This window comes from Natrinema sp. 1APR25-10V2 (assembly GCF_031626495.1).
GTDB lineage: Archaea > Halobacteriota > Halobacteria > Halobacteriales > Natrialbaceae > Natrinema.
In genome coordinates this window covers 46,876-71,533 of sequence record NZ_JAMQOJ010000005.1, presented here as the reverse complement: position 1 = coordinate 71,533, position 24,658 = coordinate 46,876, and the positions used below count along the sequence as shown (strand labels likewise).

Here is a 24,658-nt window from a genome sequence, read left to right as displayed (position 1 = left end):
TCGTCCGCAGCGGGCCGTCAGCGATCAGTCGAATCGACCGGCGTCGTAGACGACCGTCGTGTCCTCCTGAATCTCGCGGACCTCTTCTTCGTCGCCCTCCTCGATCCGGGTCACGTTCTCCCTGAGCGCGTCCGTGATCTCCGTCTCGCCGGTGATGACCTCGGTCTCGTCGATCAGGTCCTTGACGTCGTCGAGGTCGTCGTCCTCGGCGTGGGCGATGCGCGTCCGGAGGTCGGTCTCGTGATAGGTGAGCGTAACGTCCTCGTTCTGCGTCGCCAGCTTCGACTCGTCGTCTGTGTACGTCACTGAGATATCGGTCGTCGCCGACGACGAACCGGCCTGCAACTCGACGTCCGCGATCGTCGCCGTCGTCTCGAGTTCGCCCGCCGGGGCGTCCATCGTCAGGACGAGCTGCTGTTTCTCGCGGTCGAGCAGGTCCGGAAGGCCGATGACCGCACGGTTGCCCGCGTACTCGACGTCGACTTCCTGCACCTGCGGGAGCCGACGGTAGACGTCGCCGACCTCGCAGCCCTCCTCGAGGTCGATCACTAACTCGGGGTTGTTCGCGACGACCGTCGACGCCTCCTGAACGACGTCCCCGAAGAAGGACCGAATGTCCGTCGGGTTCTCGACGTGGGCCCACTGGCCCTGGGAGTGTTCGCCCAGCGTCCGAATGATCCCCTTGTCGTAGTTCGACCCGATGCCGGCGGAGTAGATCGAGGTCCCGCCGTCGGCGGTCGCCTTCGCCAGCGGCTCGAAGTCCGGCTCCTCGAGTCGGATGTCGCGCCCGTCCGAGAGCAGCAGGATCCGCTTTGCGATCCCCTCGCCCTCGTCGAGGCCGCGGAGCGACTTTCGGGCCTCCTCGAGGCCCGCGTAGATGTCGGTTCCGCCGCGCGTCTCGATGTCGTCGAGTTTCGCTTCGGCCTCGCTTCGCTCGATGTCGCCCCACCGTGTCGCTTCCATGATGACGTCGACTTCGGTATCGAACGTGACGATGCTCAGGTAGTCCTGATCGTTCAGCAGGCCGAAGACGAGGTTCGTCGCGTCCCGGACCTGATCCATCTTCTTGTAGGACATCGAGCCGCTGCTGTCGATACAGAGCGCGATGTGTCGCTCGGCTGGCTCGTCGCGTTGCGTCTCGTCCGGCTCGATCGTCAGCTCGCAGCTAATTCCGCCACCGTTCTCCGGTACGTACGGCCGGTTGAGTTCGACTGAGAGGTCGGTCGTCATTGCGGTAACTGATCGTATGTCTCAGGATGATCTGATAACTTTTTCCCCAATATTTACTCAGACCTGACACGAATTCCGCTGGGAGCGACCTGGCGATAAAAACCAGCGTCTCGTCGTGCCCGACTGCTCGATTCGGACCGTCGCGTGCCGTCCGCTACGGACGACCGCGCTCCCGCCTCACAGCGAGACGTCGATCTCCGCGCGATCGGCGAGCGTCAGCGTGTCGCCGTCCTCGAGTTTCTCCTCGGAACCGTTCATGGCAGCGCCGTTGAGCGCCGTCCCGTTCGTACTGACGTCGGTCACGTAGACGCCGTCGTCCTCGACCGCGAACTCGAGGTGCTCGCTCGAGAGATAGCGCGCTTCCTCGCGGCCGCCACTGGCCGCGACCAGATCGGCGAGCCACTCCTCGTCACGCCGGCCGAACACGTCGCCGTCTTCGAACGTGTACGATTCGCCGTCGATCTCGAGGGTGACTTCGGTCGGCACGTCGTCCGCGTCGTCTTCGCCCGCATCGTTGTCGACCTCGACGTCGTCGACTTCGGCGTCCTCGTCGTCGGCGCCGCTCTCGTCTTCTTCCTCCGGCGCATCGTCGTCGGTCCCGCCGGCCTCGCGGATCGCGTCCAGATCCGTCCCGCAGTTCGGACAGAACGACTCGTCGTCGACCGCGTTCCCGCAGTCCGGACAGGCCTCGAGTTCCACCGGCTCGTCCTCGGCTTCGTCCTCGAGTTCCTCGCCGCAGTTCGGACAGAACGACGCCGACGCGTCGACCGTCGACTCACACGATTGGCACTCGACTGTCGCCGGTTCGTCGGCATCGTCTTCGTCGGCGTCCGCCTCGTCTTCTTCGTCTCCACTCGCGTCGTCTGCGTCGTCCGCTACGGCGTCAGCGTCGTCTTCGGCCGAGTCGCTCTCCGCCTCGTCCTCGGCGTCTTCGACGACGGGTTCGTCTTCCTCGTCCGCCTCGTCGTACTCCAGTTCGGCCGACTCGTCACCGTCGTCGGCTTCCTCGTCGGCGGTCTCCGGCTCGTCCTCGCCATCGGCTTCCTCGGCGCTACCGTCGTCGGCCGGCGCTTCGTAGTCCGGATGTGGCGTATCACAGTTCGGACAGAAGCCGCCGTTCGGCGACGGATCGAACGTCGTTTCACACGAGACGCAGCTGAATTCGGTTTGTTCTGCCATGGTATTCAGCGCACTTTCTCAGTCATAATAGAAAAAAGTATGCCAGAACTGGCGTATTCTTATTGGACCGCCGCGATCCGTTCAGTGGACGATTTCGGTCGAATCAGGGCCGATAGCTCAGTAGAGTGGTAGATTAGCCGCTCGGTAGTTACGCCCGTCGGTTCGTGAACGATCGCGTTGAGATAGACGGGACGCTCTGTCCCCACCGCAGTCCTCGTCAACAGTCTATCTTGAAACCAGTCGCCGTAACGAACACTACTTATTTACGTCAGACACAATATGTCTGGATACCATGCGCCTCCCGAACCGATCAGGTACCGACCACGCAACACTCGTTTTTCTGGAGCTGGTCGCGGTTCCCGTCGCGGTGCTGGCGACAGTTCTCACGCTGGTTCTCGCCGACGTCGGCGTCGCCGCCCTCCGGATCGCGACCGCGGCTGCGGGTGGCGGTGACGCGGTCATCGAACTCGGAACGGCCGTCCTCGCGTTCGGTACACTGCTGGTACTCGCCACCGCCGGCGGATTCCTCGTCGTCGGCTACCGTCGCTTCGTCGGCACCCGATTCGAGGACGTCAGTCCGTTGCCCCTGTTGCTCGTTCCGGTGATCGGTATCGTCACTCCGCTCGGGTACGCGGTCTGGAACACCGGCGCGCTACGGCTATCTTCTGGGCTCTTTCTCCTCGCCGCGATCATGACGCACGCGCTGGCGTACCGAACGATCGCGATCGACTCGCTTCGCGAGGACCGCGGCCCGGCGAGTCTCGTGGTCGGCTCCCTCACGGCGTTGCCCGCCGCCGTCGCGCTCGTCGCGTTCGCCAATGGAACGCTCGGTTCGGACCGCCCGGTCGGGCGGACGCTCGACGCGGTCGTAGCCGGCACGGAATCGCCGGTCGTCCGGACCGCCGTACTCGCCGTTCCGCTCCTCGTCACGGCACTCTACGGCATCGGGACGCTCTCCGATACGCAGGTACCGCGGGTACGTTCCGACTGGTCGATTCCCCGACCCCGGCTTTCGCGGTTCGATCACCTGTTTCGAAACCGATCGGAGCCGTCCGGTCACCAGCCCGCCGGCGCAGCGAGCGGGCGAACGTCGTCCGAGTCGGGCCGCTCGTCCGACGGTTCGACTCGGTCGGACCGCAATCGAACGTCGGGCGCGGTCATCCCGTCCAGCCCGGGAGCGGGGCCCGCTCGTCGCGGTCGCTCGAGCGACGACGATGGTAACGATGGCGCCGACTCACGGCCATCGAACGAACGCGCCGCGGCGTCGTCGACCGACGATCGAGCCGCGAGCAGTTCGGACGCATCCCGGGAGGACGACCAGTCTCCGAGCGAGGACCGCGACGACGCCGGCACGGACGGCGCGACACCCGGCGAGACCGTTAGCGCGGCCGCTGGCTCGAGTACCGGGGGCACCGGCTCCGACACACAGATTTTCACCGACGACTTCGATCAGTACGTCGCCGACGAATCGCCCGTCGACCGGTGTCCCGACTGCGAGAAAGAGATTCCGTCCGACGGAGTCTACAACTTCTGTCCGTTCTGCGGCGGCGAGCTTTGAGCGGTTACGATTCCCGGTCGACGAGCGATATAGCCGTCTCGTCATCGGCATCTTGTTGTACTACGGACCGCATTCTCGAGGTCGAATCCGATGACGCAGCCAACTGAAGGCGAGACGAGAACGTTCGAGCGAACGTTCACGGTCGAAGACGTACAGCGGTTTGCCGAACTCTCCGGCGACGATCAGCCTCGGCATACCGAGCCGGACGACGACGGGAACGTGATGGTACAGGGGTTGCTGACCGCGACGCTCCCGACGAAACTGGGGAGCGAAAACGAAGTGTTGGCCAGTACGATGGAGTTCAACTTCCATCAGCCGGTTTACACCGGCGAAACGATTACCTGCCGATCCACGTTCGACACGGTCGTCGAGCGAGACGACCGCTACGAATTCACGTCGGACGTCGTCTGCGAGAACGAAGACGGTGAGACCGTGCTGACTTCGACGACCGAGGGAATTATCTGGAAAGACGAGTAGCTCGGTGCCGCTCGAGCGCGGTTTCTCCCGGTCACTCGTCGCCTTCCGCACGCTCGCGAAGCCGGCGCTTCTGCTGCCGTTCGGTCACGTGATCGACGCCGTCGGCCAACTCGTCTCTGACGCTCGCCTCGAATTCGTCGACCTCCTCTAGGAACTCGTTCGAGAACTCCTCGACGAGTTCGAACGTCCACTGATCGCTGATCGCGCCCGCCGGGAGGTGATCGTCCCGGAGTTCGTCCGCCCACTCTTCGTGGTCGGCCTCTCGGAGCCGTTCCTCCGCGTCGCTCATCCGCCCCATCGCGTGGCCGAGTTCGTGATGGAACTCGAGCAGCGTGCCGTAGGCGCGGTGGACGTGTTCGATACTCAACTGTAGCTCGTGGAGCGCCTCTTGTTCGGCGTCGCTCAGCGAGAGGTCGTCCGGATCGACGTCCGCATCGGGGCCGGCGTTCGAGTCGATATCGGTCACGGGAGCGCTACCGCTTCTCGAGACAAAACCGTCCTCGTTGAACCTGCCGACCGGCCGTGTTTCGCGCGATGGCTCCGGTGAGCGATCAGACCGCGAGCCGCTCGCCCAGTTCCGGCGCGGTCGCGTCGTAGCCGTCATCACGCAACTCCGCCGCGAACGCCGGACAGCGGTCGCCGTGATTGACGAGTATCTGCGCGTCGTCGTAGGACTCGAGGAACGATTCGAGCCCGTCTCGATCCGCGTGCGCGGAGAAGTCGTACTGTTCGACCCGTGCGCTGACCGGCATCACCCGGCCGTCGATCTCGGCGCTCCCGGTCTCGAGCAGATCGCGGCCGGGCGTCCCCTCGACCTGGTAGCCGGTCATGGCGATCTTGTTCGTCGGGTGCGAGCGGATCGCGGGCACGTATGTCATCGCGGGCCCGCCGTGGAGCATCCCGCTGGTGGTCACGATCACGGTGTTCTGCTCGGCGATGCGCCGGCGCTGCCCGTCGCGGCCGTCGACGAAGCGGGCGTTACCCTTCGCTCGGCGCAACAGGTCGGGATCGCGCAGATAGTCGCGGTTCCCCGTCCGGAGGAAGAGCTCCGTGACGCGCTTGCCCATCCCGTCGACGTAGCACTCGAGGTCGTACTCCTCGCAGATGCACAGCACCTCCTGCGTGCGGCCGATCCCGAAGGCGGGGACGACGACGGTGCCGCCCTCCCAGATCGTGGTTCGCAGGCTCTCGGCGAACTCGCGTTCGATTTCCGGGCGCGGTGGTCGCGTCACGTCCGAGTAGGTACTCTCGCAGATGACGGCGTCGGCGTCGGGCCGCGCTGTCGTGCCGGCGAGCAGCCGCTGTTCCTCGGTGTGGAAGTCCCCGGTGTAGAGTAGTCGGGTGTCGCCATCGTCCACCAGCACGTGGGCGCTGCCGGGGACGTGACCGGCGTCGAAGAAGGTAATCTCGTAGCCGGCGGCGTCGAAGCGCTCGCGGTAGCCGTGAGCCACTGACACTTCCGCGACGCGAGCGAGTTCCGCCTCGGTGAACGGGCAGTCGTAGCTTCCGCCGTGGAGTTTCAGCGTGTCGCGGGCCAGCACCATCGTGAGGTCGTACGTCGGCTGCGTCCAGTGGATCGACGGCCGCGCGTCGCCCGAGAGGAGCGACGGGACGGAGCCGACGTGATCGAGGTGGCCGTGACTGACGACGACGGCCTCGGGGTCGACGTCACCGACGGGAAACGCCGGCGGATTCCCGGAATCCATGCCGAAATCGAGCAAGAGCGTCCCGTCGATACAGATCGCGCTCCGACCGATCTCGCCCGCCCCACCCAGAAACTCGACGTCCATGACGACCCGCTTGGGGCTCGGCCGGTTTGCTTCCGTTGGTTTCGGCCGAGCGCAATTCGAGCCGACTCGAGGCGCGGCGGGACTATCGGTCCCGGTACCGACGGCGGTCGGTGGCGGGCTCTCGAGCGGCCACCCGATCCGACCGTCTCCGACCGGGTCCCTCGTCGGCCCGGAGCACGCGCTCGAGTTCCCGTTCGAACTCCACGTCGTCGAGTTCGCCGGCGACGTACCGTGACCGGAGCCGCGCTTCGGCATCGGCGCGAGTCTCCGACCGAGGTGGGCCGTCCGTCTCGGTCTCAGCGCTCGAGTCGTGACGGAGCAGCGAGCCCAGACCGACGAGTGCCAGCGCGAACACGGCGAAGACGATGAGCGTCACGACCACCGAGAGGACGGCCGCGACGACGGACAGCGCGATCCCGACGATCGTCGCGACGACGCTCAGCGCGACGAGCGTCAGGACGAGGACGCCGACCGCTCGTAGCAGAACGGAACTGAGTCGACCCATAGGCGACGTTCGAGAGACGGGCACAAAAGCGTAGCGAGGGCCGCTAACGACCGTTCAGTCGTTCGTGACTGTCAGGATCCGGCGCAGGTTCGCGGTGCCATCGTCGCTCAGGTGCTGTTCGAACTCAGGTCCTCGGTCCCGGTCGTTCGGGCGGCCGTCCGCTCGGTCAGCCCGATGAGGTAGACGTCGAGCAGACAGACGAGCAAAATCGCGAGCGGCACGGCCACGTCGGTGTAGCTGACCGACTCGACCTGCAGGGCCGTCACGACGAACGGCTCGCCCGGCCTGAGCGCACCCGCCAGCGAGCGCGCGCTCAGAAACGCGATCGCGAGGCCGTAACAGCCGAACCAGATCCCGCCGCGTTTCCACCGACCGAGGTAACAGTGGCCGAGGCCGGCGACGAGCACCGACAGCAGGTAGGCCGGCCAGACCGGTCGCGACAGACGTCTCATCGGCTCCCCCTTCGTCGCGAACCCTATTCGTTGTTCTCCTTCGTATCGATCGGTCATTTCCGATAGACGTTGATCCCGAACCGGTCGTAACCGCCGTATGCGACCTCGAGCGAGCCGATCCACCAGTTCCACCGCTCCGGCGGGGTCCCGTCGGGGGCGTCCGACAGCTCGTCGATGACGAGATCGTTCGTCAGCGTCACCCCCGCGTCGTCCTCGTACCGGCCGGAATCCGCGAGGTCGACGGCCTGGCGCACGACGACGCGAGACTGGCCCGTCGTCCCGCCGAACTCGTCGCGCAGGCGAATCTCGAGGCGCCCGGGATCGATGAACACGCGTCGACGTACGAGGTCGACACACTTGACTGTTCGAGCGAACGGAACCCGAACCGGCGCAGATTCCACTGGCCGGGCGGACGGCTCGAGCACCGCGAGAGCCGTCCAACTCGGGGGAGGGCAGGCAGTCCCCCGATGCCCACCGCGAGTGAGCGCCGGAGGCGCGAGGGAGCGGGCCGACGACCGATGTGAGTGAAACGAACGGAGGGAGGAGTGCTTTTGATCGACCGTTTGCCGAGTGACGAGCCGCCGGAGGCGCTAACAGCGCCTCCGGCCGCTCAGAACGCAGCGCAAAAGGTCGGGGATATCGATGTTCTTTTGAGCGACGGCCGTCTTCCGTCGGGCATGGCAAGTTTCACTGTCGTTGTCGGCGACCCCGATTCCGGGTCGTCATACCAGCTCGAGGCGGAGGAGCAGGACGCGAACCGGTTCATCGGCAAGTCGATCGGCGAGGAAGTCGACGGCGATGCGGTCGGACTCGACGGCTACACGCTCGAGATCACCGGCGGCTCCGACGACGCCGGGCGCCCGCTCAACCGCGAGGTCGCCGGCTCGAGTCTGAAGGAAGTGCTCATGAAGGAGCGCCAGACCGGCTACAAGCCCTCGCGTGACGGCGAGCGCCGCCGGATCACGGTTCGGGGCCGCGAGGTGTCCGACGCCGTCGCACAGATCAACGCCTCGATCGTCGGTCGCGGCAGCACTGATGTCGACGAACTGCTCGGCGAGGGCGGCGACGGCGACGAGGAGTAAGCGACGCCGATCCATCCATTCGTTTTCCCATGGCTGACAGAATTGCGAGCGATCATCCCTCGGTGCAGACGGTTCGGTCGACGTGTACGGAGACGGCGACCGGCGTCAAACTCGAGGTACCGGCCGAGGACCGCGACGCGTTCACGACCGACGAGGTCGTCCGGGTCGTCGTCGGAGGCGAGGAACTGTTCGCGCGGGTCGAGCGGGCATTGACGGGCGACGAGCTCGCGGTGCCAGGCGTCTACGAGACGCCCGACCAGGCGCGAGATCCGAGCGGCGCGACCGATCGACTCCGCGAGTGGATCGACGAGGCCGACGTTCCGATGGGCGGTTCGGTCCTGATCGACGTCGTCGAGCCCGAATTCCTCTACGGGCTTCGCGCGCCCGGCGAGACGGCCTTCTACGATGCCCGCGAACCGCCGAGCGATAGTCTGAGCGAGATCGCGAAGGATCTCGAGGACTGAGCCCGATCCCGGGTGCTCGACGGACGGCGGCCGAGCGGTCGTCGGTTCGCGGTGGACAGCCCCCGCTCCGGGTTCCGTCGGTCGGTGACTACAGACAGCGCGATCGCTTCTCGAGTCGAAAACAAAACCGAAATGTGACCTCCCTCAGAGCCGCGGGAGGAAGGCGTACAGCAGCAGGCCGAAGGCGAGGTGCTGTACCATCGTTCGCTCGACGGTCGCACGGACGTACTCCTCGTCGGCGATCGAGTACTCCTTGGTGCGGACCTTGGCGTGCATCGAGAGCACGTCCTCTTCCTCTAAGTTGTGGAGGCTCGGGTAGACGGTACCCGGACTTAACTGAGCTCCGAAGAGGTGAGTCAGGTCCGAGAGCAGTTCCTTCCCGTGGGTCTCCTCGTGGAGCGCGATGAGCATCAGGAGGATTTCGTCTAAGTTTTCCTTGATGATGGCCTCGTTGAACTGAACCTCGTCGGTCGGGAGCGCACTGTTTACCTGCTCCATCAGTTCGTCGAGTTCGCGCTCGACGTCTCTGGTCGTCTCCTCGGTCGTTCCGAGCGAGATATCGTACGATTCCGACTGGTTGTCCGCAGTCGCCGCCCTCGACAGTTCGTCGAGCACGGATTCGGTATCGGGTGTGTCCTCACGCATTGACGATCACCTGGGGGGGTTCGTGACGCGGTCGGTCCGCGACTGACGGCCACGCACTGCCGTCGGCCGATCGAAGCCGATCTGCGCACGAGTACTCAGTGTCTGACACCGCTACATATTAAGAGACGGGTATATGAACAGTATCTAATACCTGTAAATAAATCGGTCGTGAATTACACAATAACGGTCTTGTCTGGAACTGGTACAGTATTCACTATCTCCAGCTCAGAAATAGATCTACATATGCGAAAAGCACTGTTTATTAGACAATTGTATAATCATAGGGGCTAAACAACATCATTGATAAGGGTTGTGGCCTCCTGCCGGATGAATGATCAGTGTGCCGACGGCCCATCGCGAATGACACTCACCATTTCGCTCGGCTCGTCGGCTGCGTCCTCGTCGTCGTCAATCCGCCGTTCGACCCGTCGTTCGGCCATGCGTGCGATCATGACGTGTTCCTCGAGGTCGTCACCGCGAATCTTGGCGATGTATTCGAGGCTCTGGGCGTGTGCGCCGAACAACGTCCCGCTGAGCGACTCGAGTGGATACTCGAGGGTGGTCGGCTCGTCGTAGCGTTTGTTGTGGATCTCGCCCAGTGAGAGGCCGCGCAGATACGACGTCATCTGTTCGCGGACGAGCGGGCTGATCCAGCCCAGATCCTCGTAGTACCGCAGGCAATTCAGCGCGCCGGTCGTTCCGAAAGTCTCGCCCAGAAAGCGCGCCCACTGGATGGTGGCGTCGGTTCGCCCGGCCGATCGTTCGAGCGTCTCGAGGTAGGGTTGTGAGTCTGACATGAGTGGCCGGCGTCGCCGGTCTACTGTTGTTTCAGTCACCCGGCACTCAAGTAGATTCACGTCATTACGAATCGTGAGTCGCGATCGGCAACGTGCGGCCAGCCCCCGGCGACGGATCCGAATCGGCCCCGCTTCAGACGCTGATGACCGCGTTGACCACGAACTGCGTGACGACCGCGATCACGGCCCCGAGCCACGTCATGAATACGAAGTGAACCAACCCGCTGATGATGTGGCCGCGATCGGTGATCCGAATCATGACCGCCGAGAGGGCAGCGTTGATGAGTATGGTCAGTAAGAGCAAGTACTCGATCGTCTGAATGTCGTACTGCTCGGTGCTGAGCAAGTTTCCGGCGACGTCGCTCTGTTCCTGAAGGTTCATTTCGCTGGTGATCCCCATCATGATCTCGACGACCTCGAGGCCGACGAAAAACGAGAAGACGGCCGCGGCGGTGATGCCGTAGAGGACGCCGATCAGCGTCATCGTCGCCTGCTCGCGTTTCTCGCGGACTTTCAGTACCTCGTTCTGGTTCTCGCTGATTACCTGGCCGAGTACCTGCGGGTCGCCCCCCATCTGGCGACCGACGACGTACATGTCGCCGAACTTCTGGATGAGGTAGGAGCCGGTTTCCGCGGCGAACAGCCGCCAGGACCGGACGTCGTCGATCCGCATGTTGAGCCGCTTGTAGAGCGCGTCGACGTTGTCGGTCAGCGCCCCGAAGTCCTTCCGCCGCAGGCTCTCTAGAACGCTGCCGGTCGACGTCTGTTTGACGCTCTCGACGGCTCCGAGCGCGCGAATGAAGCTCGGAAACTCCCCGTCGCGGACTTTCACCTTCTGTTCTTCCTGGCGCATCCGCCACCCGGGGAGCAACAGCGGCGTCACGGGGAGCGCGGCCATGATCGGCAGCGGGACGCGACTCGCGATTCCCGGAACGATCCCGAGGACGGCGAGCACCACGATGGCCGCGAGGACGAGGCTACAGCCGACGCCGATCGCGAGCGCCCGCGGGATCCGGGTCAACGGTCCGGTCCCCTCGGTCTCCTCGATGTACCAGACGGGATCGTACGGCGAGATGACGTGGATCGCGTAGACGAACCCCGCCTGGACGATCGAGAACATGACGATCGTCCCGGCGATCAGTAGCGTCGGACTGATCCCGATCAGGATCGGGAGGACGATCGCGAACACGAGGACGAACGCCACCGACAGCATCATCGACATGTAGAGCTCTTTCATCACGTCGAGTTTCGCCAGGTCCGCCTCGTACCGGGTGACGAACTGCTGGATGATCGTCCCCTGCTCGTCCATCAGGAACTCGCTGATCTGCTGGCCGCCGCCGACCGTGTACGCCAGCCGCTCTAAGAAGTCCGTCAGGAGCGGGCTCGTCGTCTGCTTGGCGCGCAGCCGACAGGCGTCGTCGAGGCTCTGGTTCCAGGTGTCGACCATCGCGACGAGGTGGCCCATCTCCTCGGCTAGGGCATCGTACTCGTCTTCCTCCGCGAGCGTGCGGAAAATCTCGACGCGGTTGATGTTCGTCATCGAGAGGACGGTGATGTGGGTCAGGAAGAGGTGAAAGCGCTGGCGGACCTGCTTGCGCTTGCGATCCTGGGCCAGTTTCGGGTAGATGACTGCGACCACCATCGCGAGCGCGCCCAGTAACACGACCGGGAGCGCGAGCATCAGCGAGAGTCCGAGGACGAGCGCCGCCACGCCAGTCCCGAGGAAGAAGACGAAGGCGGGGAAGATGACCAACAGGAGGTACCGTGACGCGGACATCTCCATGTTCGCGTACGCTCGATTGAGCGACTCGAGGACCGTTCGGGCGCTCATATCGGGCGCGGACTGGGACTGGTTGTCGGTCGCCATGGTCTAAGCGAACTGGTCGATGCCGCTGATCCGGATTGGCAGCCCCTCGAGGCCGTCGCGCTGGAAGTCGGCGATCGCCTTGTTGACCTCGTGGTAGCCCAGAATGTCGGCGTCGATGAGCTGGCGGATGATCTCCGCCCGTCGGTCGAGTTCGTCGTAGATCAGTCGGGTGTCCTCGTAGCCAAGCAGCGTCGCGATCTGCTCCTCGAGGACGTACGAATTGTTCCGACCGGTAAAGGAGACCTCGTCGTCGCGGGGGTCCCATTTGAACGCCTGTCGGGTGACGACGCCGCCCTCGTAGTCGGAGTAGCCCTCGATCTCCTGGACCGAGGTGACCCGCCGGAGGACGTCGTCGCCCTGCTTGACGCGGTTCTGGAACAGTGCGACGTCACAGTTGTCCATGAACGTCTCGGGGACGTTGATCGGGGCGCCGGTAAACCGCTGGATCATCGAGACGATGTCGCTGGCGTGGAACGTCAGCATGACCGGGTGACCGGTCTGGGCCGCCTGGAAGGCCATCTGTCCTTCCGCTCCGCGCACCTCACCCACGACGATGTAGTCGGGTCGCGAGCGCAGCGCGGCCGCGACCAGATCGAACATGTCTACGTCGGCCGACTCGTCGCCCGATCCCTCGCGAGTGAGCAACTGCTGCCAGGTGTCGTGGGGCGGAATGACCTCCGCCGTGTCCTCCGCGGTGTAGATCTTCGCGTCCCGCGGGATGAACGACAGCGCGGCGTTCAGCGTCGTCGTCTTCCCGGACGCCGTCTCGCCGACGACGAAGACGGTCTGTTCGTTCTCGAGGCAAAGCCAGAGGTAGGCCGCCAGTTCCGGGGAGATCGTCCCCCACTTCGTGATCTGGAAGACCGACAGCGGAATCTCCTCGCCTTGTCGGATGGTCAGCGAGGGCCCCTGGACGGAGACGTCGTCGGAGTAGATGATGTTGATACGCGAGCCGTCGGGCAGCGTCGCGTCGATCACCGGGTCGGAGTCGCTGACCGGGTGGTTCATCCGCTCGCCCATGTTCCGCAGCCACTGCTCGAACTCCTCGGGCGTGCCGAAGTCGACCGTCGCCGAGATCATGCCGTAGGTGCCGTGATCGAGGTAACACTGCTTCGGCCCGATGACGTGGATGTCCTCGTTGGCCGGGTCGACCATCACCGGCTCGAGCGGTCCGAGGCCAACGATGTCGCGCTGGAGCTGGTAGCGAAGTCGGTCGAACTGGTTCTTCGAGAGGGAGACCTTGCTGCCACCGAGGGACTTGAGCCGGCCGATCGACTGCCCGGTGATCCCCGACGTGATCTCGACGACCTCGTCCAGCAACTCGTCTAAGTGTTCTTCGAACTCTTCGTTGTCGCCCGGGGCCGGCCGCGTGACGCTCTTGTCCAGAATTCGCTGCCGAATTCGGTTGTACAGCGCCTTGTCCTCGTCCTCGAGGGTGGGCTCGACGCAGTAGTAGGTCGTGTCGATCCCGAGGTCGCCGTGGACGTGACAGTAGATCGGCGCTTCGGCCTCGTAGATGACGTTCGGCCGGTCTGACTCCCATTCGCCCGACGGCTCGCCGATGAGCTTCGGGTACTCGCCGTACTCCTCGTAGAACCAGTCGAGGTGTTCCCGGAGATGTGGGTACTCGGCGGCCAGTGCGTCCAGTTCGTTCTCGAGTCGTGCGGTGCCGAAGTCGGACATTTATGCCACCGTCCTGCTGACGATCGAGACCCCGCGGCCCTGCTGAACGCTGAAGCCGATGGAGTCGTCGACCGGATTCTTCATGTTCTGGAACCGCCGGACCAGAATCTTTCGTCTGATCTCCTGACCGACGGTGTTCGTTTCGATCTCGAAGTAGACGTCCGCCACGTTCCGTAGCGGGCGTAACGCGTCTTCCCTGACGCTCGTCGGATCGACCGTCAGGACGACGGCTTTGTCTCGCATGGTCATCTGCCGCAGGAACGTGACGAGCCGCTGAATGACGTGGTCCTCGTCGCCCTCCTCGATGACCGCCTCGTAGTTCGGGTCGTTCCGCAGGAGTGCCGAGAGAGTGTCGACGAAGACCACGTCCGCCTTCCAGAGCGTCTCCGCGCTCGCGAGTCGGGCCAGCAGCTGGCGTTCGCGTCCCTCGTTGTGCGTGTCGACGTTCGCGTGCAGGAACAGCAACTGTTCGCCCAGCAGGAGATCGACCACGTCGTAGGACAGCGAGTTCATCTGCTGGACGAACTCCCAGGACTCGAGTTCCGTCGAGACGTAGGTGACGTAGGCGTCCTCGGTCGCCATCCCGTAGGAGAGGCGCTGGGAGAGCGCGCTTTTGCCCGCGCCGTCCTGTCCCTCGATGAGGACGATGCTTCCCGCAGGGACGCCGCCCCCGATGGCGTTGTTCACGCGATCCCGCCCGCTCAGTCCGATGGAGTAGTAGTCGGTCATGGTGCGTAGAATTCGAACACCTCCTCCGCGCCGTTGACGGTCACGACGACCCGGTGTTCGGCCGGCGTCGCCAGCGACCGATCGATCTCGAGTTCGGCGACCGTCCCGTCCCGCCAGACCCCGCCGCCGTCTCGGACCGTCACGGTGAACTCGTCGTTCGAGACGTACGAGCCGTTGACCAGCACGTCGACGGCGGTCCCGTCCGCTGGCAGCGTCTCCTGACCGGTGTTTTTCACGAGAATCGTGATGTTCTCGGAGCCGCTGGCATTGTACACTGCGTCGCTCCCGGGGTCGCTGATGATCTCGATGTCGGTGTCGATCTTCTCCGTGACCTCGGCGCTGTGGGTGTCGACCGAGTTGCTGAGTTCGTTGACGTTGGTCACCAGCGTCCCGGCGACGCCGGCGGCGACGAGCATCGCGGCGATAAAGAGGATCAACGTCGAGACGGAGTCACCGGCCATCGGTCACACCCCCGTCACCGTTTCGGCGATCCCGTGTTCGGTCACGAGCTTTACTCTGTCCGGCCGCGACGTCGAGACCGTCACTGTCAGCGTCTCGCCGGGCTGCCAGAGCTCGCGGTCGGCGGTCCCATCGACGCTCGTCTCGTACGTCCCCTGGTAGACGCCGTCGATCAGCAGATCCGTCTCGGGGACCGAGAGCACCGTCGATCCGGTGTTGTTTACGTCCATTGTGAAGTCGTTGTTCCCGCTTTCGTTGTAGCCCCACGACGCGACCTCGATCGCGGTGTTTCGCATCGCGAGCGCCCGATCGTCGCGCTCGTCTATCGCCGCCCGGCGTTCTTCCTGTGCCGTCTGGAGGACGGGGACGGCGATCCCCGCCGCGACGAGTACCCCGATGAAGATGATCGCCGTCGCCCCGCTGGTACTGAATCCCACGTTCGATCACCGTCCTCCGTCGTCCCAGATCACGGCTACGCCCCCGACTCGACGTCCGGTTCGACCTCCCGTTTCGTCTCGTGGATCTCCTGAAGCTTCATGATGTACGTATAGCTATCGGCGTGATCCTCGGCGGTCAGCTCGTCCGGCGTCGCCCCCGGATCGACGTGAATATCGAGATCGAGACCGCTGAGTACCGCCTCGAGCTGTTCTCTGACCTCCTCGTCGATCCAGCCGATCTCCGCGTAGTAGGAGATCGCCCGCAGCGTCGCCGCCGGTCTGGCCGTCCGAACCAGTTCGGTCAACCACTCGAACACGATGATGTCCGTCGCGTACGTGTCCGCGAGCGTCTCGAGAGTGACGTCCGAGCCGTCGTCACCGTCGTTCGCGTCGCCCGACCCGCCCCCGCCGTTACTTGCGCTGGGGCCGTCGACGCTCTCGGTCGCCTGCACTTCGACGCGGGTGTCGTCGTCACCGTCGTCGGGTTCGCCAACGTCGTCCTCGTCGAACGTGATCCGCTCGCCGCCGGACCCACCGGACTGCGCGGCCGCCGCGTCCTCGATGACGCCCTTCAGATCGTCGAACGATACCGTCTCCTCGCTGCTCTGCTGACCGGACTCCTCGAGCCCGAGCCCCGCCTGCCTGCCGCCGTCGGCCGCCGGCTCGTCCTCGCCGAAGACGCCGAACCCCTTTCGCTCCTCGCCTTCGCCGGTGAACGGGTTCACGTCGTCGGTCAACATGTCGTAGACGCCGAGCAGCTGGCGGACCGTGTCGTTCATCTCCTCGACCTGATCCGCGACCTGCTGTTGGGAGTCCCGGACCGTGCCGAGCGTCGACTCCTTCTCCTCGAGCTCCTCGAGCCGGTAGTAGAGGTCGTCGAGGTCGTCCTCGTCGGCCGACTCCGATCCGCGTCCGAAGAGTCCGCCTCCGCCACCGCTGCCGCCGGAATCGTCCTCGGCGGCTCCCGCGTCGGCCGTCGTCTCGGCCGTGGCCGACGCAGTTTCGTCGCGCGCCTGTGCGTCGGCCGTCGCATCGCCGGCGGGCTCGTCGGGTCGCTGCTGCCGGCGCTGCTCGCGTTCGCGACCCCGGCGGCCGCCGCTGTCACTGAGGAAGTCTTCGATGAGGTCGCGCAGGGAATCGAGTCCGAAGTCCATCTTACCTCCGCGTGCACGTCAGTCGGCCCGTCGCCGATCGCCGGCAGCAGCGGTGGTGGCGGTCCCCATCGGACGATGCGGTCATGCTACTCCCCAGTAGCGAGGGCGGTCCTAAAGGTGTACGCTCGAGTTCGTCCGCCGAATCGGCCCGTGTTTCGAGTCGTGAGTCGAAGCTCGATACGCCGCCTGAAGTGATACTGAGCTTGATACTCTGACTATCCCTTGTGCCGGCCGGGGTACATCCCCAGAATCTGTGATGCCACACACCTCGTCACGCGCCGGCCTTCGACGGGACGCCACCGGTGTCCCGTCGCCACGCCCACGGAGGGAGCGACGGGCTCGGCCCGTCGAGCCGGCGGGGAGCGTCCGCGCGGACGCCTCGTGTCGCGACGCAGCTGGCACGATGCGGACGAGGGCGGCATACAGGGTGTACACATAATGTTCGAAGCAATAACAGACTACGATACCGACGATCGCGGGCAGGTCGGGATCGGGACGCTCATCGTGTTTATCGCGATGGTCCTGGTCGCGGCGATCGCAGCAGACGTACTGATCAACACGGCGGGTGTCCTGCAGAGCCAGGCGTCCGACACCGGCTCGGAGACACAAGAGGAAGTCGCGAATCAGATCGACGTGATTCACGCGGTTGGAAACGTTTCCAGCGCCGATCGAGTCGATCGACTTAACCTAACGATCAAGAAGTCGGCTGGATCGAACGCGATCGATCTCAATTCGACGACTATCCAGTATACGAGTGATGACAACGCCGTTACCCTCGTTCACGGGGGCAATAATGTCTCCAGTTTTGCCGGCGGCTCAGAGTTCGTCACTAACGGTGTTGACGGATATAACGACAACTCACTGACCGACACAGAGCAGCGAGTCGTCGTCACGATTGATACGGCAACGATTGAAGGAGGAAATGGCCTCCAGGGCGGGGCTGACGCGACCCTCAAACTCGTCGATCAGTCCGGCGCACAATACACGTACGGCGTGAAGGTTCCGAGCACCTTCGGCGATAAGAGTGTGGTCGAGGTCTAACGGCCTTCCATCCAAAATCACACACTGATGACCTCCGATCCCCTCGAGCACGACGACGGAATCCTCGCCCCTGACGAGCTGCGGTTAGAAGACGACCGCGTCGACGAACTGGGTGAGAACCGCTTTCTCGTTCGCTCCGAGGGATCCGGCTCGAAACGCGCGGCGAATTCGGCGGCCCTCGAGGCCGCGGACGCACCTCCAGCAGGCGACCGGCCCGCTGGAGGCGACCGCGGCGAGGGTGGCGATCACGCACGCACACACCACGCCGATCACGCACTCGCCGACGCACCCGAGCCCCACGGGGTCGACATCACACTGAAGACCGACGGGGAGATCGCACACCACCACGCGACGTCGCACGACGTTCGCGAGGTGTTCGTCGACCTCCTGACCTGGTACGCCGGCCAGCTCGACGACGATCTGTCGCCGAGCGAAGCGTTGCGAGTCATGCTGGCCGCGTCCGATCTCGAGGTCTGATCCCCTCGTCTCCTCACGCACGACAGGGAATCCAACGGAGTACACTTCTTTGACACTTGCTTTTCAGCGACAGCGCTGGCCAACCGACGATTTCGCGACACGGGAACGACCACAAATACAGTCCTTTTTCCACCTCGAGCGCCAATCCGCCGGTATGAGCAACCCACGCGAGGAGTTTCTGGCGGGCGAGCGACCCGAGGACGTCGCGCTGTTTCTGGCCGATTCGTACGTCTCAGACGACCGGTTAGAGAAATTCGGGGATCGCGTCGACGAGGGCATACTGATCGTCGTCGACGGCGAGAGCGGGCGGAGCGCGTTTCAGGCCGCGACCGGCACCGGCGCGATGGAGTTCGCCAAGTCGGCGATGAGCAACGAAGGGCACATCGACGACGAACTGACCGACGGTGAGTGTCCGGCGGCCGGCGACGGGGCGGACCACGCGGTGGAGTTCATCTTCGCGTTCGCCGAGGAACAGAACGAGGAGGTCGGCGGCATCTACGCCGACGGAGACGTCGTACACGCCTACGCTCAGTGTACGTGCGGGACGGCGTACTCGGATCGGTGGAACGCGAGCGAGTCGTAAGGGACGCGTCGACGGCTGTCGGTTCGCAGTCGGCGGCCACGAGACGGGCGGTCTGTCGGGTGTAAGCCGTAGCCTTTTGCGGTTCAGTAGCGTAGTCGGACGCGATGAGTTCGACCGAAACCCCGTACGAGACCGGCGGCGGGGTCGGTCTCTCGAGCCGAGACGCCCGCGTGATCGGCGGCGCCAGCGTCCTGATGGCGATCAACGTGGCGGTGATGTACGCCCTCGTCGCGACGCCGCTCGCGGCGGTCAACGACTACCTGTTCTCGGTGCCGATCATCGGCGCGGTCGTCTACGGCGCGGCGATCATGGCCGGCCAACTCGTCGCCGAACGGGGCGTCCGGGGCGGCGATACCGGCATCGCGTTCGTCGGGATGGTACTCTTGCAACTGGCGTTCGGAATCTTCGGCGCCGGCGTGCTTCGGTTCGCGCCTCGAGCGTCCCAGCCGACGATCCTCGTCGTGACGGCGCTCGTCGTCGCCGTGCTGACCGCCGCCATCGCCGCCTACGTCTACGCGCGATCGAAGACCTTCGAGCACTGGGGGTCGTACGCCAACTACGCCTTCATCGGCGGTCTCGTCGCGATTCTCGTCGGGACGTTCGTCCCGCCGGTGTTGCTCCTCGGCTTCGTGCTGATCTTTCTGGGGTTCCTGCTGCGGCTGGGCTGGGAGATCTGGAAGGTGCGCGATCAGCGGACCGCGTCGGTCGCCTTACAGACGATCGGCGTCTACATCGCCGTCGCCGGCGTCTTCGTTCACGTCCTGCAACTCGTGTTGCGGTACTTCGCGTCGCGAGGGTAATCGTGGGGTGGACTCGAGGGCGAATGAGAGCCGGGATCGTATGCTCCCACCGTGGCGACAGGGCTTCGCCACGCCCTCCCCAACCGATTCGTTCGGTCACGTTGTTCCCTCACTCATCCCTCGCACGATATCGTCTCGCGATTCACTGACGTTCATCGCTCGACAGCGCGCGCCACCGCACGCGGATGGCTGGTCTCAGTTGGTCGCTTCCGCGTCGTTCTCGCCGTCTTCGTCTGCTTCGTCGACGACGTCGCGGAACGCGTCGAGGATGACCCGCTTCGTCACGGCACCGCGGGTCGTCCAGTGGTTCGCGTAGTCGAGCATGTCGTCGTAGATGTCGGGTTTGCAGCCCGCGGCTTTCGGATGCCCGCCGCCGTTTACCTTCCCCGCGACCTCGTGGCAGCGGTCGAACTCGTCCGTGCCGCGTATGGAAGCCGAGCCGGCGGGTTTGACGATCACCGACGCGTCGGCTCCCTGCTCGCGCATCGCTTCGGCGACCTCGTTTTGCGAACAGCGGCCGTAGGTGATGCCCACCGTGTAGCCACCGATTTCGCGGAGTTCCGCGCGGCCGACCGCCTGCTCGATGAGCGCCTCCTTCTCGACGCGGCGCTCGGCGATGTACTCCTGGGCCCAGTCGGGCAGGTCGACGCCGTACTCGCGGACGACCTCGACGTACTCGGCGGGATCGGTCCAGTAGGCGTAGTCCGCCAGGTCGTCGCTGCGCGGGTCCTCGCGCAGCCAGAGGTCGTGATCCCGAGTCACGGCGGCAAGTTCCTCGTACAGCGGGTCGAAGTCGAACTCGAGCGAGCGGTAGACCACGTCGGCGGAACACTCCTCGTCGGAGTCGCCGATGACGAGGTCGACGCCGGCGTCGCGGACCGCCCGCGCCACGTCGTCGCCCCACTGGTGGTGGTCGTACCACGCGATCCGGTCGGCGGTCTCGAGCGCCGCGTCGAGTTCGTCCTCGACGTACTCGTACCGGTCGGGCGCGAGGTCGCAGACGAAGATATCGATCCCCTCGTCGCCGTACTCGGCGACGCGGGCCAGCGCGTCCTCCACGTCGTGGGGGCTGGCGGGGACGAGCGCGACGTCGTGCGGCGTCGGCTCGGGTTCCTCGAGCGGCTCCTCGGCCTCGCCGGCCGCGATGACGACGTTTTGCTCGTCCGCGTCGTCCGTCGCGTCGGCGACCGGCGCGGCTTCGTCGTCGCCGTCTTCGGCCCCGCTGTCGGGTTCGGGCACGTTCCGCACGTCGCCGTATGCCTCCCGGATGAGTGCCACGCAGGCCAGCCCGTCGGCGTCCGGGTCAGCGATGACGGCGACGTCGGCTCCCTCGAGTGCGGCTTCGGTCTGCTGGTCCTCCAGGTCCTCCTCGAGCGCGTCGGGCAGGAAGAACCCGGTTCCCGGCAGCACGGATTTGCGCGCGAGGGGGAGATCGCCGCTCTCGATGAGTTCGTCGTACATGCTCTCTGCTGCGTGACCGGCGGGGAAGTAACCGCCGGTATCGCGAGCAGAGGCCGCATCCTAGACACATCGGGCGAATGCCGCTGCGGTCCGACCGAGCGCGCTCAGGCGTCCGCAGCCGTCTCGGCCTCGTCGTCCCCGGTCGGATCGAGTTGCCGGACCGTCAGCACGGGGACCGGTGACGTTCGGACGATTCGCTCCGCGACGCTGCCGAGCAGGAGGCGGTTCTCGCCGTGGCGGCCGCGGGTCCCGGTCGCGATTACGTCGGCGTCGATCTCGCGGGCGTACTCGCAGACCTCGACCGCGGGGTGGCCCTCGCGAACCGCCGTCGTGACGTCTCGATCCGTGCGCTCCTCGACGGTGGCGAGCGCGGCGTCGGCGGTCGTCTCGAGGGCGGTCTCGAGTTCGTCCCGGAGCTGTTGGGGTGAGGCGTCGACTTCGCTGGCGTCGATCACCGAGAGCGCGTGAATCTCGGCGTCGAACCGGTCGGCAAGATCGAGCGCGACGTCGACGGCCCGTTTGACGCTGTCGGAGCCGTCGGTGGCGACCACGACCGTATCGAACATGGGCGCAGATTACTCCCGCGATCGCTTAAACACCGCCGTTCGAACTGCGACGGGCTCGACCGGGAGCGGACGACGGCTCGCGTCTCCGCGCGGCGGTGGGATGGCTTTTTTATCACGGGCCGTCCACTGCCGCGTATGGACGCCAGCGAGCCGTTTACGGTCGACACCGTTCTCGCGCCGGTCGACGGGAGCGACGAGTCAGCCACCGCCGTCGAGTACGCCGTCGCCGTCGCCGACCGCTACGACGCCGCCGTGCACGCGCTGTTCATCCTCGGACGCGGCGTCGTCTACGGGCTCGACGCTGGCACCGTCGACGAAACGGACGTGGCGGAGAACACCCAGGGATTCTTCGACGGCATCGGCGAGATCGCCGACGAGGCCGACGTTCCGCTCGTCACCTCCGTCGACGACGGCTTCTCGAAGACGCGGAAAACTCGCCATCCCGGCAACGTCGTCCTCGACACCGCCGACGCCATCGACGCCGACTTCATCGTCCTCCCGCGCGAGCCCGTCACCGGTACCGAGGCGGAGGTTCTCGAGCAGGCCGCCGAGTACGTCCTCTCCTACGCGAGCCAGCCCGTGCTATCGGTTTGAGGCGATCCCCGGCGGGCGAAGAGCGGCAGTAAAAACGGAGATCAGCGGTCGTCGCCCTCGTCGGCGTCGAGCAGGATCGCCATCTCCTGTTCGAAGCTCTCGGTCCCGGTCGACTCGAAGCCGACCCGCTTGTAGAGGGCGATCGCCGGGTTGTTCCATCGCTCGACGGTCAGCCAGACGTGGGTGATACCGACCTCGCTCGCGTGGCCCAGCAGGTTCTCGAGTAACACCGTCCCGATGCCGGCCCGCTGGTAGGCCTGCAGGACGAAGATGGCGAGTTCCCACTCGATGTCCCCGTTGTGTTCGATCTCGGACGGGTCGTCGGTGTCGGGAACCAGCATCGCGTGGGCGACCACGTCACCGTCGTGGCGGGCGACCACGTTGACGCTGTGGTCGCCGATCGCCTCGAGCCAGTTGCGGATGCGGGCCTCGCCGGTCGGCGGGATCCCCTGTGCCCGGTCGGTCGGATCGAACTCGGTGTACATTGCGACGACGTCGTCGAGCGATTCGTCGGTGAACTCGGCCGGTGCCTGGATCTCGATCGTTCGCCCCTCTCGGTCCTCGACAGTCGTCGGCGGCGAGGGGAACGGGCCGGACGGTTCGTCGGGATACTGACGCGAGCCCGCCATCGTTATCGCACCAGTTTGACCGTCGTCGGCGCGTTTAGCAGGACGAACTCGGTGATCGGACCGAGCTGGATCTTCCCCATCGGGCTCAGAGTGCCCCCGCCGATGACGAGCTGGTCGTACTCGCCTCGTTCGGCGTAGTTGACCAGGGCACTCCCCGGATCGCCCTCGAGCGTCTCGACGGTGACGTCGTCGAGCCCGGCCTCCTCGAGGTGGTCGACGGCCTCTTGGTACATCTCGTCTTGCGAGCGTTTCGATTCGGGTTTGTCGACGACGACGACGGTGAGCTCGTCACCGACCTCGCGCGTCCGCTCGATGGTCCGTCGCAGCGTCTTCACCGACTCGTCGCTGCCGCCGAGACCCAGCAACACGTTCATACCCCTGACTGTGTGCCGATGGACGAAAACGGTTGTGCCATTCGAGCGGGATGCGGGAGCGCGGCCCTCAGCGCCCGAGCGGGACCGCCCGCCGCTTCCGTGGAACGCCGTCACATACGTTGCGCGGGACGACGCTGTTAAGAACGTGTGGTGAATACGTTCACGGAATGAGTGACGCGGCGCTCGATGTCGTGGAGTTCCTGCTCACGACGAGCGTGTATTCGGACGACCGGACGCTAGACGAGAACGATCTCCCGCCGTCGTTCCGCCGGGTCTACTGGACCGGCGGCGTCGACGACGAGAGCGGGGGCGGGAACGGGGGCAACGACGGGAGCAACCGGAAACCCGCCGGAATCAGTCGCCCGCTGTCCGTCACGACCAGCACCGCGCGGGAGGCGACCGGCGTCGACCGACCGTGGGAGGCCGTCGCCGACCTGATGTTCACCGAGCGCGACGAGTTCTCCGGAACGATCACCCTCGCCCAGCAGGAGATGGCCGAGGAGTGGTTCGCCGAACGCGTCGACGACGAGCGCCTGCTCGAGAACCCGACGCTGGCGAAACACTTCGAGCGCCACGACGACTACGAGTTCGCCGCGACCCACGAGGAGGCCCGGGAACAGAACCGGCCGATCCAGGCCGATCGCGTCTGGATCGACGGCCTGCTGAACGAGTACTTCGACGAGGAGGAAGACGAGGAGATGCTCGACCTCGTCGAGGTCCGCGCCCCCGAAGAGGTCGACATGTCCCTCGACGATCTCGTGCTCACCGAGGATCAGCAGAACGAACTCGACAAGATCTCGAAGGCGATCGAACACCGGGACTACCTCGCCAACATCGGACTGCGCGAGATCGGAAAACTGCTGTTCGTCGGGCCACCGGGGACCGGGAAGACCTCGACCGCACAGGCGCTGGCCCAGGACATGGATCTGCCGTTCGTCGAGGTCAAACTCTCCATGATCACGAGCCAGTATCTCGGCGAGACGGCGAAAAACGTCGACAAGACGTTCGAGGTCGCGAAGCGGCTCTCGCCCTGCATTCTGTTCATCGACGAGTTCGACTTCGTCGCCAAGACCCGTCGCAGCGACGAACACGCCGCCCTGAAGCGAGCCGTCAACACCCTCCTCAAGAGCATCGACAACATCTCGCTCATCGAGGACGACGTCCTGCTCATCGGCGCGACCAACCACCCCGACCAGCTAGACGACGCCGCGTGGCGGCGCTTCGACGAGATCATCAACTTCCCCAAACCCGATCGCGGCATGCGAGCGGACATCCTCGGACTCATCACTCGAACGATGGATATCGACGAGTTCGATCCCCATCTCATCGCCGAGGTCACCGAGGGACTGACGGGCAGCGACCTCCGGATGGTGCTGCGCGAGGCGGTGCTCGAGGCGCTGACCGAGGACCGGACGACGCTCACCCAGGAGGACCTCATGAACGCCGTCGAGGAGTTCGAAGAACGAGACACGTTGAAGAACATGGACATGATGGGCGGCGACCACGACGCGCTCGTCGCCGGCGGTGACCTCAGCGACGCCGCCAGCGACGGTGGTGAGCCGAGCGGGCACTCGCACGACCACGACCACGACCACGATCACTGATTCTGTCGCTGGCACTCGAGG

29 protein-coding genes are annotated in these 24,658 nt (G+C 65.1%); 10 read left to right on the top strand and 19 right to left on the bottom strand.

Going from position 1 to position 24,658, the window contains the following annotated elements; translation table 11 throughout:
- Positions 1-24 precede the first annotated feature (24 nt).
- Positions 25-1,230 (bottom strand): VWA domain-containing protein, encoded by a 1,206-nt coding sequence (locus tag NDO75_RS16195; RefSeq protein WP_310907649.1) that lies wholly within the window; start codon positions 1,228-1,230, stop codon positions 25-27.
- A 177-nt stretch (positions 1,231-1,407) separates the two neighbouring features.
- Positions 1,408-2,409, bottom strand: a complete 1,002-nt coding sequence (locus NDO75_RS16190) for a zinc ribbon domain-containing protein (protein WP_310907648.1) — start codon at positions 2,407-2,409, stop codon at positions 1,408-1,410.
- Positions 2,410-2,701: 292 nt separating this feature from the next.
- Here NDO75_RS16190 and NDO75_RS16185 point away from each other — a divergent pair, with 292 nt between their 5' ends.
- Both NDO75_RS16185 and NDO75_RS16180 read left to right on the top strand, forming a co-directional pair.
- A complete protein-coding gene (locus tag NDO75_RS16185; protein WP_310907647.1) occupies positions 2,702-3,967 on the top strand; it encodes a hypothetical protein in 1,266 nt (421 codons plus the stop codon).
- A 90-nt stretch (positions 3,968-4,057) separates the two neighbouring features.
- On the top strand, positions 4,058-4,444 hold the full coding sequence (locus NDO75_RS16180; protein ID WP_310907646.1) for a MaoC family dehydratase N-terminal domain-containing protein: 387 nt from the start codon (positions 4,058-4,060) through the stop codon (positions 4,442-4,444).
- A 31-nt stretch (positions 4,445-4,475) separates the two neighbouring features.
- Here NDO75_RS16180 and NDO75_RS16175 read toward each other — a convergent pair whose 3' ends face one another.
- From NDO75_RS16175 to NDO75_RS16155, 5 genes are all read right to left on the bottom strand, one after another.
- Positions 4,476-4,910, bottom strand: a complete 435-nt coding sequence (locus NDO75_RS16175; RefSeq protein ID WP_310907644.1) for a hypothetical protein — start codon at positions 4,908-4,910, stop codon at positions 4,476-4,478.
- An 85-nt stretch (positions 4,911-4,995) separates the two neighbouring features.
- On the bottom strand, positions 4,996-6,234 hold the full coding sequence (locus NDO75_RS16170) for an MBL fold metallo-hydrolase (protein WP_310907642.1): 1,239 nt from the start codon (positions 6,232-6,234) through the stop codon (positions 4,996-4,998).
- Positions 6,235-6,316: 82 nt separating this feature from the next.
- Entirely contained in the window at positions 6,317-6,739 is a 423-nt protein-coding gene (locus NDO75_RS16165) for an SHOCT domain-containing protein (protein ID WP_310907640.1), read from the bottom strand.
- 107 nt (positions 6,740-6,846) lie between these two features.
- Entirely contained in the window at positions 6,847-7,191 is a 345-nt protein-coding gene (locus NDO75_RS16160) for a hypothetical protein (RefSeq protein WP_310907639.1), read from the bottom strand.
- A gap of 53 nt (positions 7,192-7,244) precedes the next feature.
- Complete coding sequence (locus NDO75_RS16155) at positions 7,245-7,523, bottom strand: hypothetical protein (protein WP_310907637.1); 279 nt, start codon at positions 7,521-7,523, stop codon at positions 7,245-7,247.
- A gap of 345 nt (positions 7,524-7,868) precedes the next feature.
- On the opposite strand from NDO75_RS16155, the gene NDO75_RS16150 reads away from it, so the two are divergent.
- Together NDO75_RS16150 and NDO75_RS16145 are read left to right on the top strand one after the other, a co-directional pair.
- Entirely contained in the window at positions 7,869-8,273 is a 405-nt protein-coding gene (locus NDO75_RS16150; RefSeq protein ID WP_310907636.1) for a 30S ribosomal protein S6e, read from the top strand.
- Positions 8,274-8,302: 29 nt separating this feature from the next.
- On the top strand, positions 8,303-8,737 hold the full coding sequence (locus NDO75_RS16145; protein WP_310907634.1) for a hypothetical protein: 435 nt from the start codon (positions 8,303-8,305) through the stop codon (positions 8,735-8,737).
- 144 nt (positions 8,738-8,881) lie between these two features.
- On the opposite strand, the gene NDO75_RS16140 is transcribed toward NDO75_RS16145, so the two are convergent.
- The 8 genes from NDO75_RS16140 to NDO75_RS16105 form a co-directional block, all read right to left on the bottom strand.
- Positions 8,882-9,382 carry a helix-turn-helix transcriptional regulator gene (locus NDO75_RS16140; RefSeq protein ID WP_310907632.1) on the bottom strand — a complete coding sequence of 167 codons (501 nt, stop codon included), beginning with the start codon at positions 9,380-9,382 and terminating at the stop codon, positions 8,882-8,884.
- A gap of 335 nt (positions 9,383-9,717) precedes the next feature.
- Entirely contained in the window at positions 9,718-10,179 is a 462-nt protein-coding gene (locus NDO75_RS16135; RefSeq protein WP_310907630.1) for a FlaD/FlaE family flagellar protein, read from the bottom strand.
- A gap of 133 nt (positions 10,180-10,312) precedes the next feature.
- Positions 10,313-12,046 carry an archaellar assembly protein FlaJ gene (flaJ, locus tag NDO75_RS16130; RefSeq protein WP_310907628.1) on the bottom strand — a complete coding sequence of 578 codons (1,734 nt, stop codon included), beginning with the start codon at positions 12,044-12,046 and terminating at the stop codon, positions 10,313-10,315.
- A gap of 3 nt (positions 12,047-12,049) precedes the next feature.
- Positions 12,050-13,729, bottom strand: a complete 1,680-nt coding sequence (locus tag NDO75_RS16125; RefSeq protein ID WP_310907627.1) for a type II/IV secretion system ATPase subunit — start codon at positions 13,727-13,729, stop codon at positions 12,050-12,052.
- The gene (locus NDO75_RS16120) at positions 13,730-14,458 is read right to left on the bottom strand and encodes an ATPase domain-containing protein (RefSeq protein ID WP_310907626.1); all 729 of its coding nucleotides are present in this window, start codon (positions 14,456-14,458) and stop codon (positions 13,730-13,732) included.
- The gene (locus NDO75_RS16115; protein ID WP_310907625.1) at positions 14,455-14,919 is read right to left on the bottom strand and encodes a flagellar protein G; all 465 of its coding nucleotides are present in this window, start codon (positions 14,917-14,919) and stop codon (positions 14,455-14,457) included. Before NDO75_RS16115 ends, NDO75_RS16120 begins: the two co-directional genes overlap by 4 nt.
- Before the next feature lie 3 nt (positions 14,920-14,922).
- The gene (locus NDO75_RS16110; protein ID WP_310907624.1) at positions 14,923-15,354 is read right to left on the bottom strand and encodes a flagellin; all 432 of its coding nucleotides are present in this window, start codon (positions 15,352-15,354) and stop codon (positions 14,923-14,925) included.
- A 35-nt stretch (positions 15,355-15,389) separates the two neighbouring features.
- On the bottom strand, positions 15,390-16,508 hold the full coding sequence (locus tag NDO75_RS16105; protein WP_310907622.1) for a FlaD/FlaE family flagellar protein: 1,119 nt from the start codon (positions 16,506-16,508) through the stop codon (positions 15,390-15,392).
- A 438-nt stretch (positions 16,509-16,946) separates the two neighbouring features.
- On the opposite strand from NDO75_RS16105, the gene NDO75_RS16100 reads away from it, so the two are divergent.
- From NDO75_RS16100 to NDO75_RS16085, 4 genes are all read left to right on the top strand, one after another.
- Entirely contained in the window at positions 16,947-17,549 is a 603-nt protein-coding gene (locus NDO75_RS16100) for an archaellin/type IV pilin N-terminal domain-containing protein (RefSeq protein WP_310907621.1), read from the top strand.
- A gap of 27 nt (positions 17,550-17,576) precedes the next feature.
- Positions 17,577-18,026 (top strand): hypothetical protein, encoded by a 450-nt coding sequence (locus NDO75_RS16095; RefSeq protein WP_310907620.1) that lies wholly within the window; start codon positions 17,577-17,579, stop codon positions 18,024-18,026.
- 154 nt (positions 18,027-18,180) lie between these two features.
- Positions 18,181-18,609: a DUF5807 family protein gene (locus NDO75_RS16090; protein ID WP_310907619.1), complete on the top strand. Its 429-nt coding sequence runs from the start codon at positions 18,181-18,183 to the stop codon at positions 18,607-18,609.
- 104 nt (positions 18,610-18,713) lie between these two features.
- The gene (locus NDO75_RS16085) at positions 18,714-19,409 is read left to right on the top strand and encodes a hypothetical protein (protein WP_310907618.1); all 696 of its coding nucleotides are present in this window, start codon (positions 18,714-18,716) and stop codon (positions 19,407-19,409) included.
- Positions 19,410-19,604: 195 nt separating this feature from the next.
- Here NDO75_RS16085 and NDO75_RS16080 read toward each other — a convergent pair whose 3' ends face one another.
- Together NDO75_RS16080 and NDO75_RS16075 are read right to left on the bottom strand one after the other, a co-directional pair.
- Positions 19,605-20,870 carry a phosphohydrolase gene (locus NDO75_RS16080; protein ID WP_310907616.1) on the bottom strand — a complete coding sequence of 422 codons (1,266 nt, stop codon included), beginning with the start codon at positions 20,868-20,870 and terminating at the stop codon, positions 19,605-19,607.
- Between the two features lie 104 nt (positions 20,871-20,974).
- Positions 20,975-21,436, bottom strand: a complete 462-nt coding sequence (locus NDO75_RS16075; protein WP_310907615.1) for a universal stress protein — start codon at positions 21,434-21,436, stop codon at positions 20,975-20,977.
- Positions 21,437-21,571: 135 nt separating this feature from the next.
- Here NDO75_RS16075 and NDO75_RS16070 point away from each other — a divergent pair, with 135 nt between their 5' ends.
- Positions 21,572-22,030 carry a universal stress protein gene (locus NDO75_RS16070; protein ID WP_310907614.1) on the top strand — a complete coding sequence of 153 codons (459 nt, stop codon included), beginning with the start codon at positions 21,572-21,574 and terminating at the stop codon, positions 22,028-22,030.
- 41 nt (positions 22,031-22,071) lie between these two features.
- Here the strand turns inward: NDO75_RS16070 and NDO75_RS16065 are convergent, their stop codons facing one another.
- Together NDO75_RS16065 and NDO75_RS16060 are read right to left on the bottom strand one after the other, a co-directional pair.
- Positions 22,072-22,659, bottom strand: coding sequence for a GNAT family N-acetyltransferase (locus tag NDO75_RS16065; RefSeq protein ID WP_310907613.1), 588 nt, complete (start codon positions 22,657-22,659; stop codon positions 22,072-22,074).
- Positions 22,660-22,661: 2 nt separating this feature from the next.
- Positions 22,662-23,033, bottom strand: a complete 372-nt coding sequence (locus NDO75_RS16060; protein WP_310907611.1) for a universal stress protein — start codon at positions 23,031-23,033, stop codon at positions 22,662-22,664.
- A gap of 167 nt (positions 23,034-23,200) precedes the next feature.
- On the opposite strand from NDO75_RS16060, the gene NDO75_RS16055 reads away from it, so the two are divergent.
- On the top strand, positions 23,201-24,637 hold the full coding sequence (locus NDO75_RS16055; protein ID WP_310907610.1) for an ATP-binding protein: 1,437 nt from the start codon (positions 23,201-23,203) through the stop codon (positions 24,635-24,637).
- Positions 24,638-24,658: the final 21 nt, after the last annotated feature.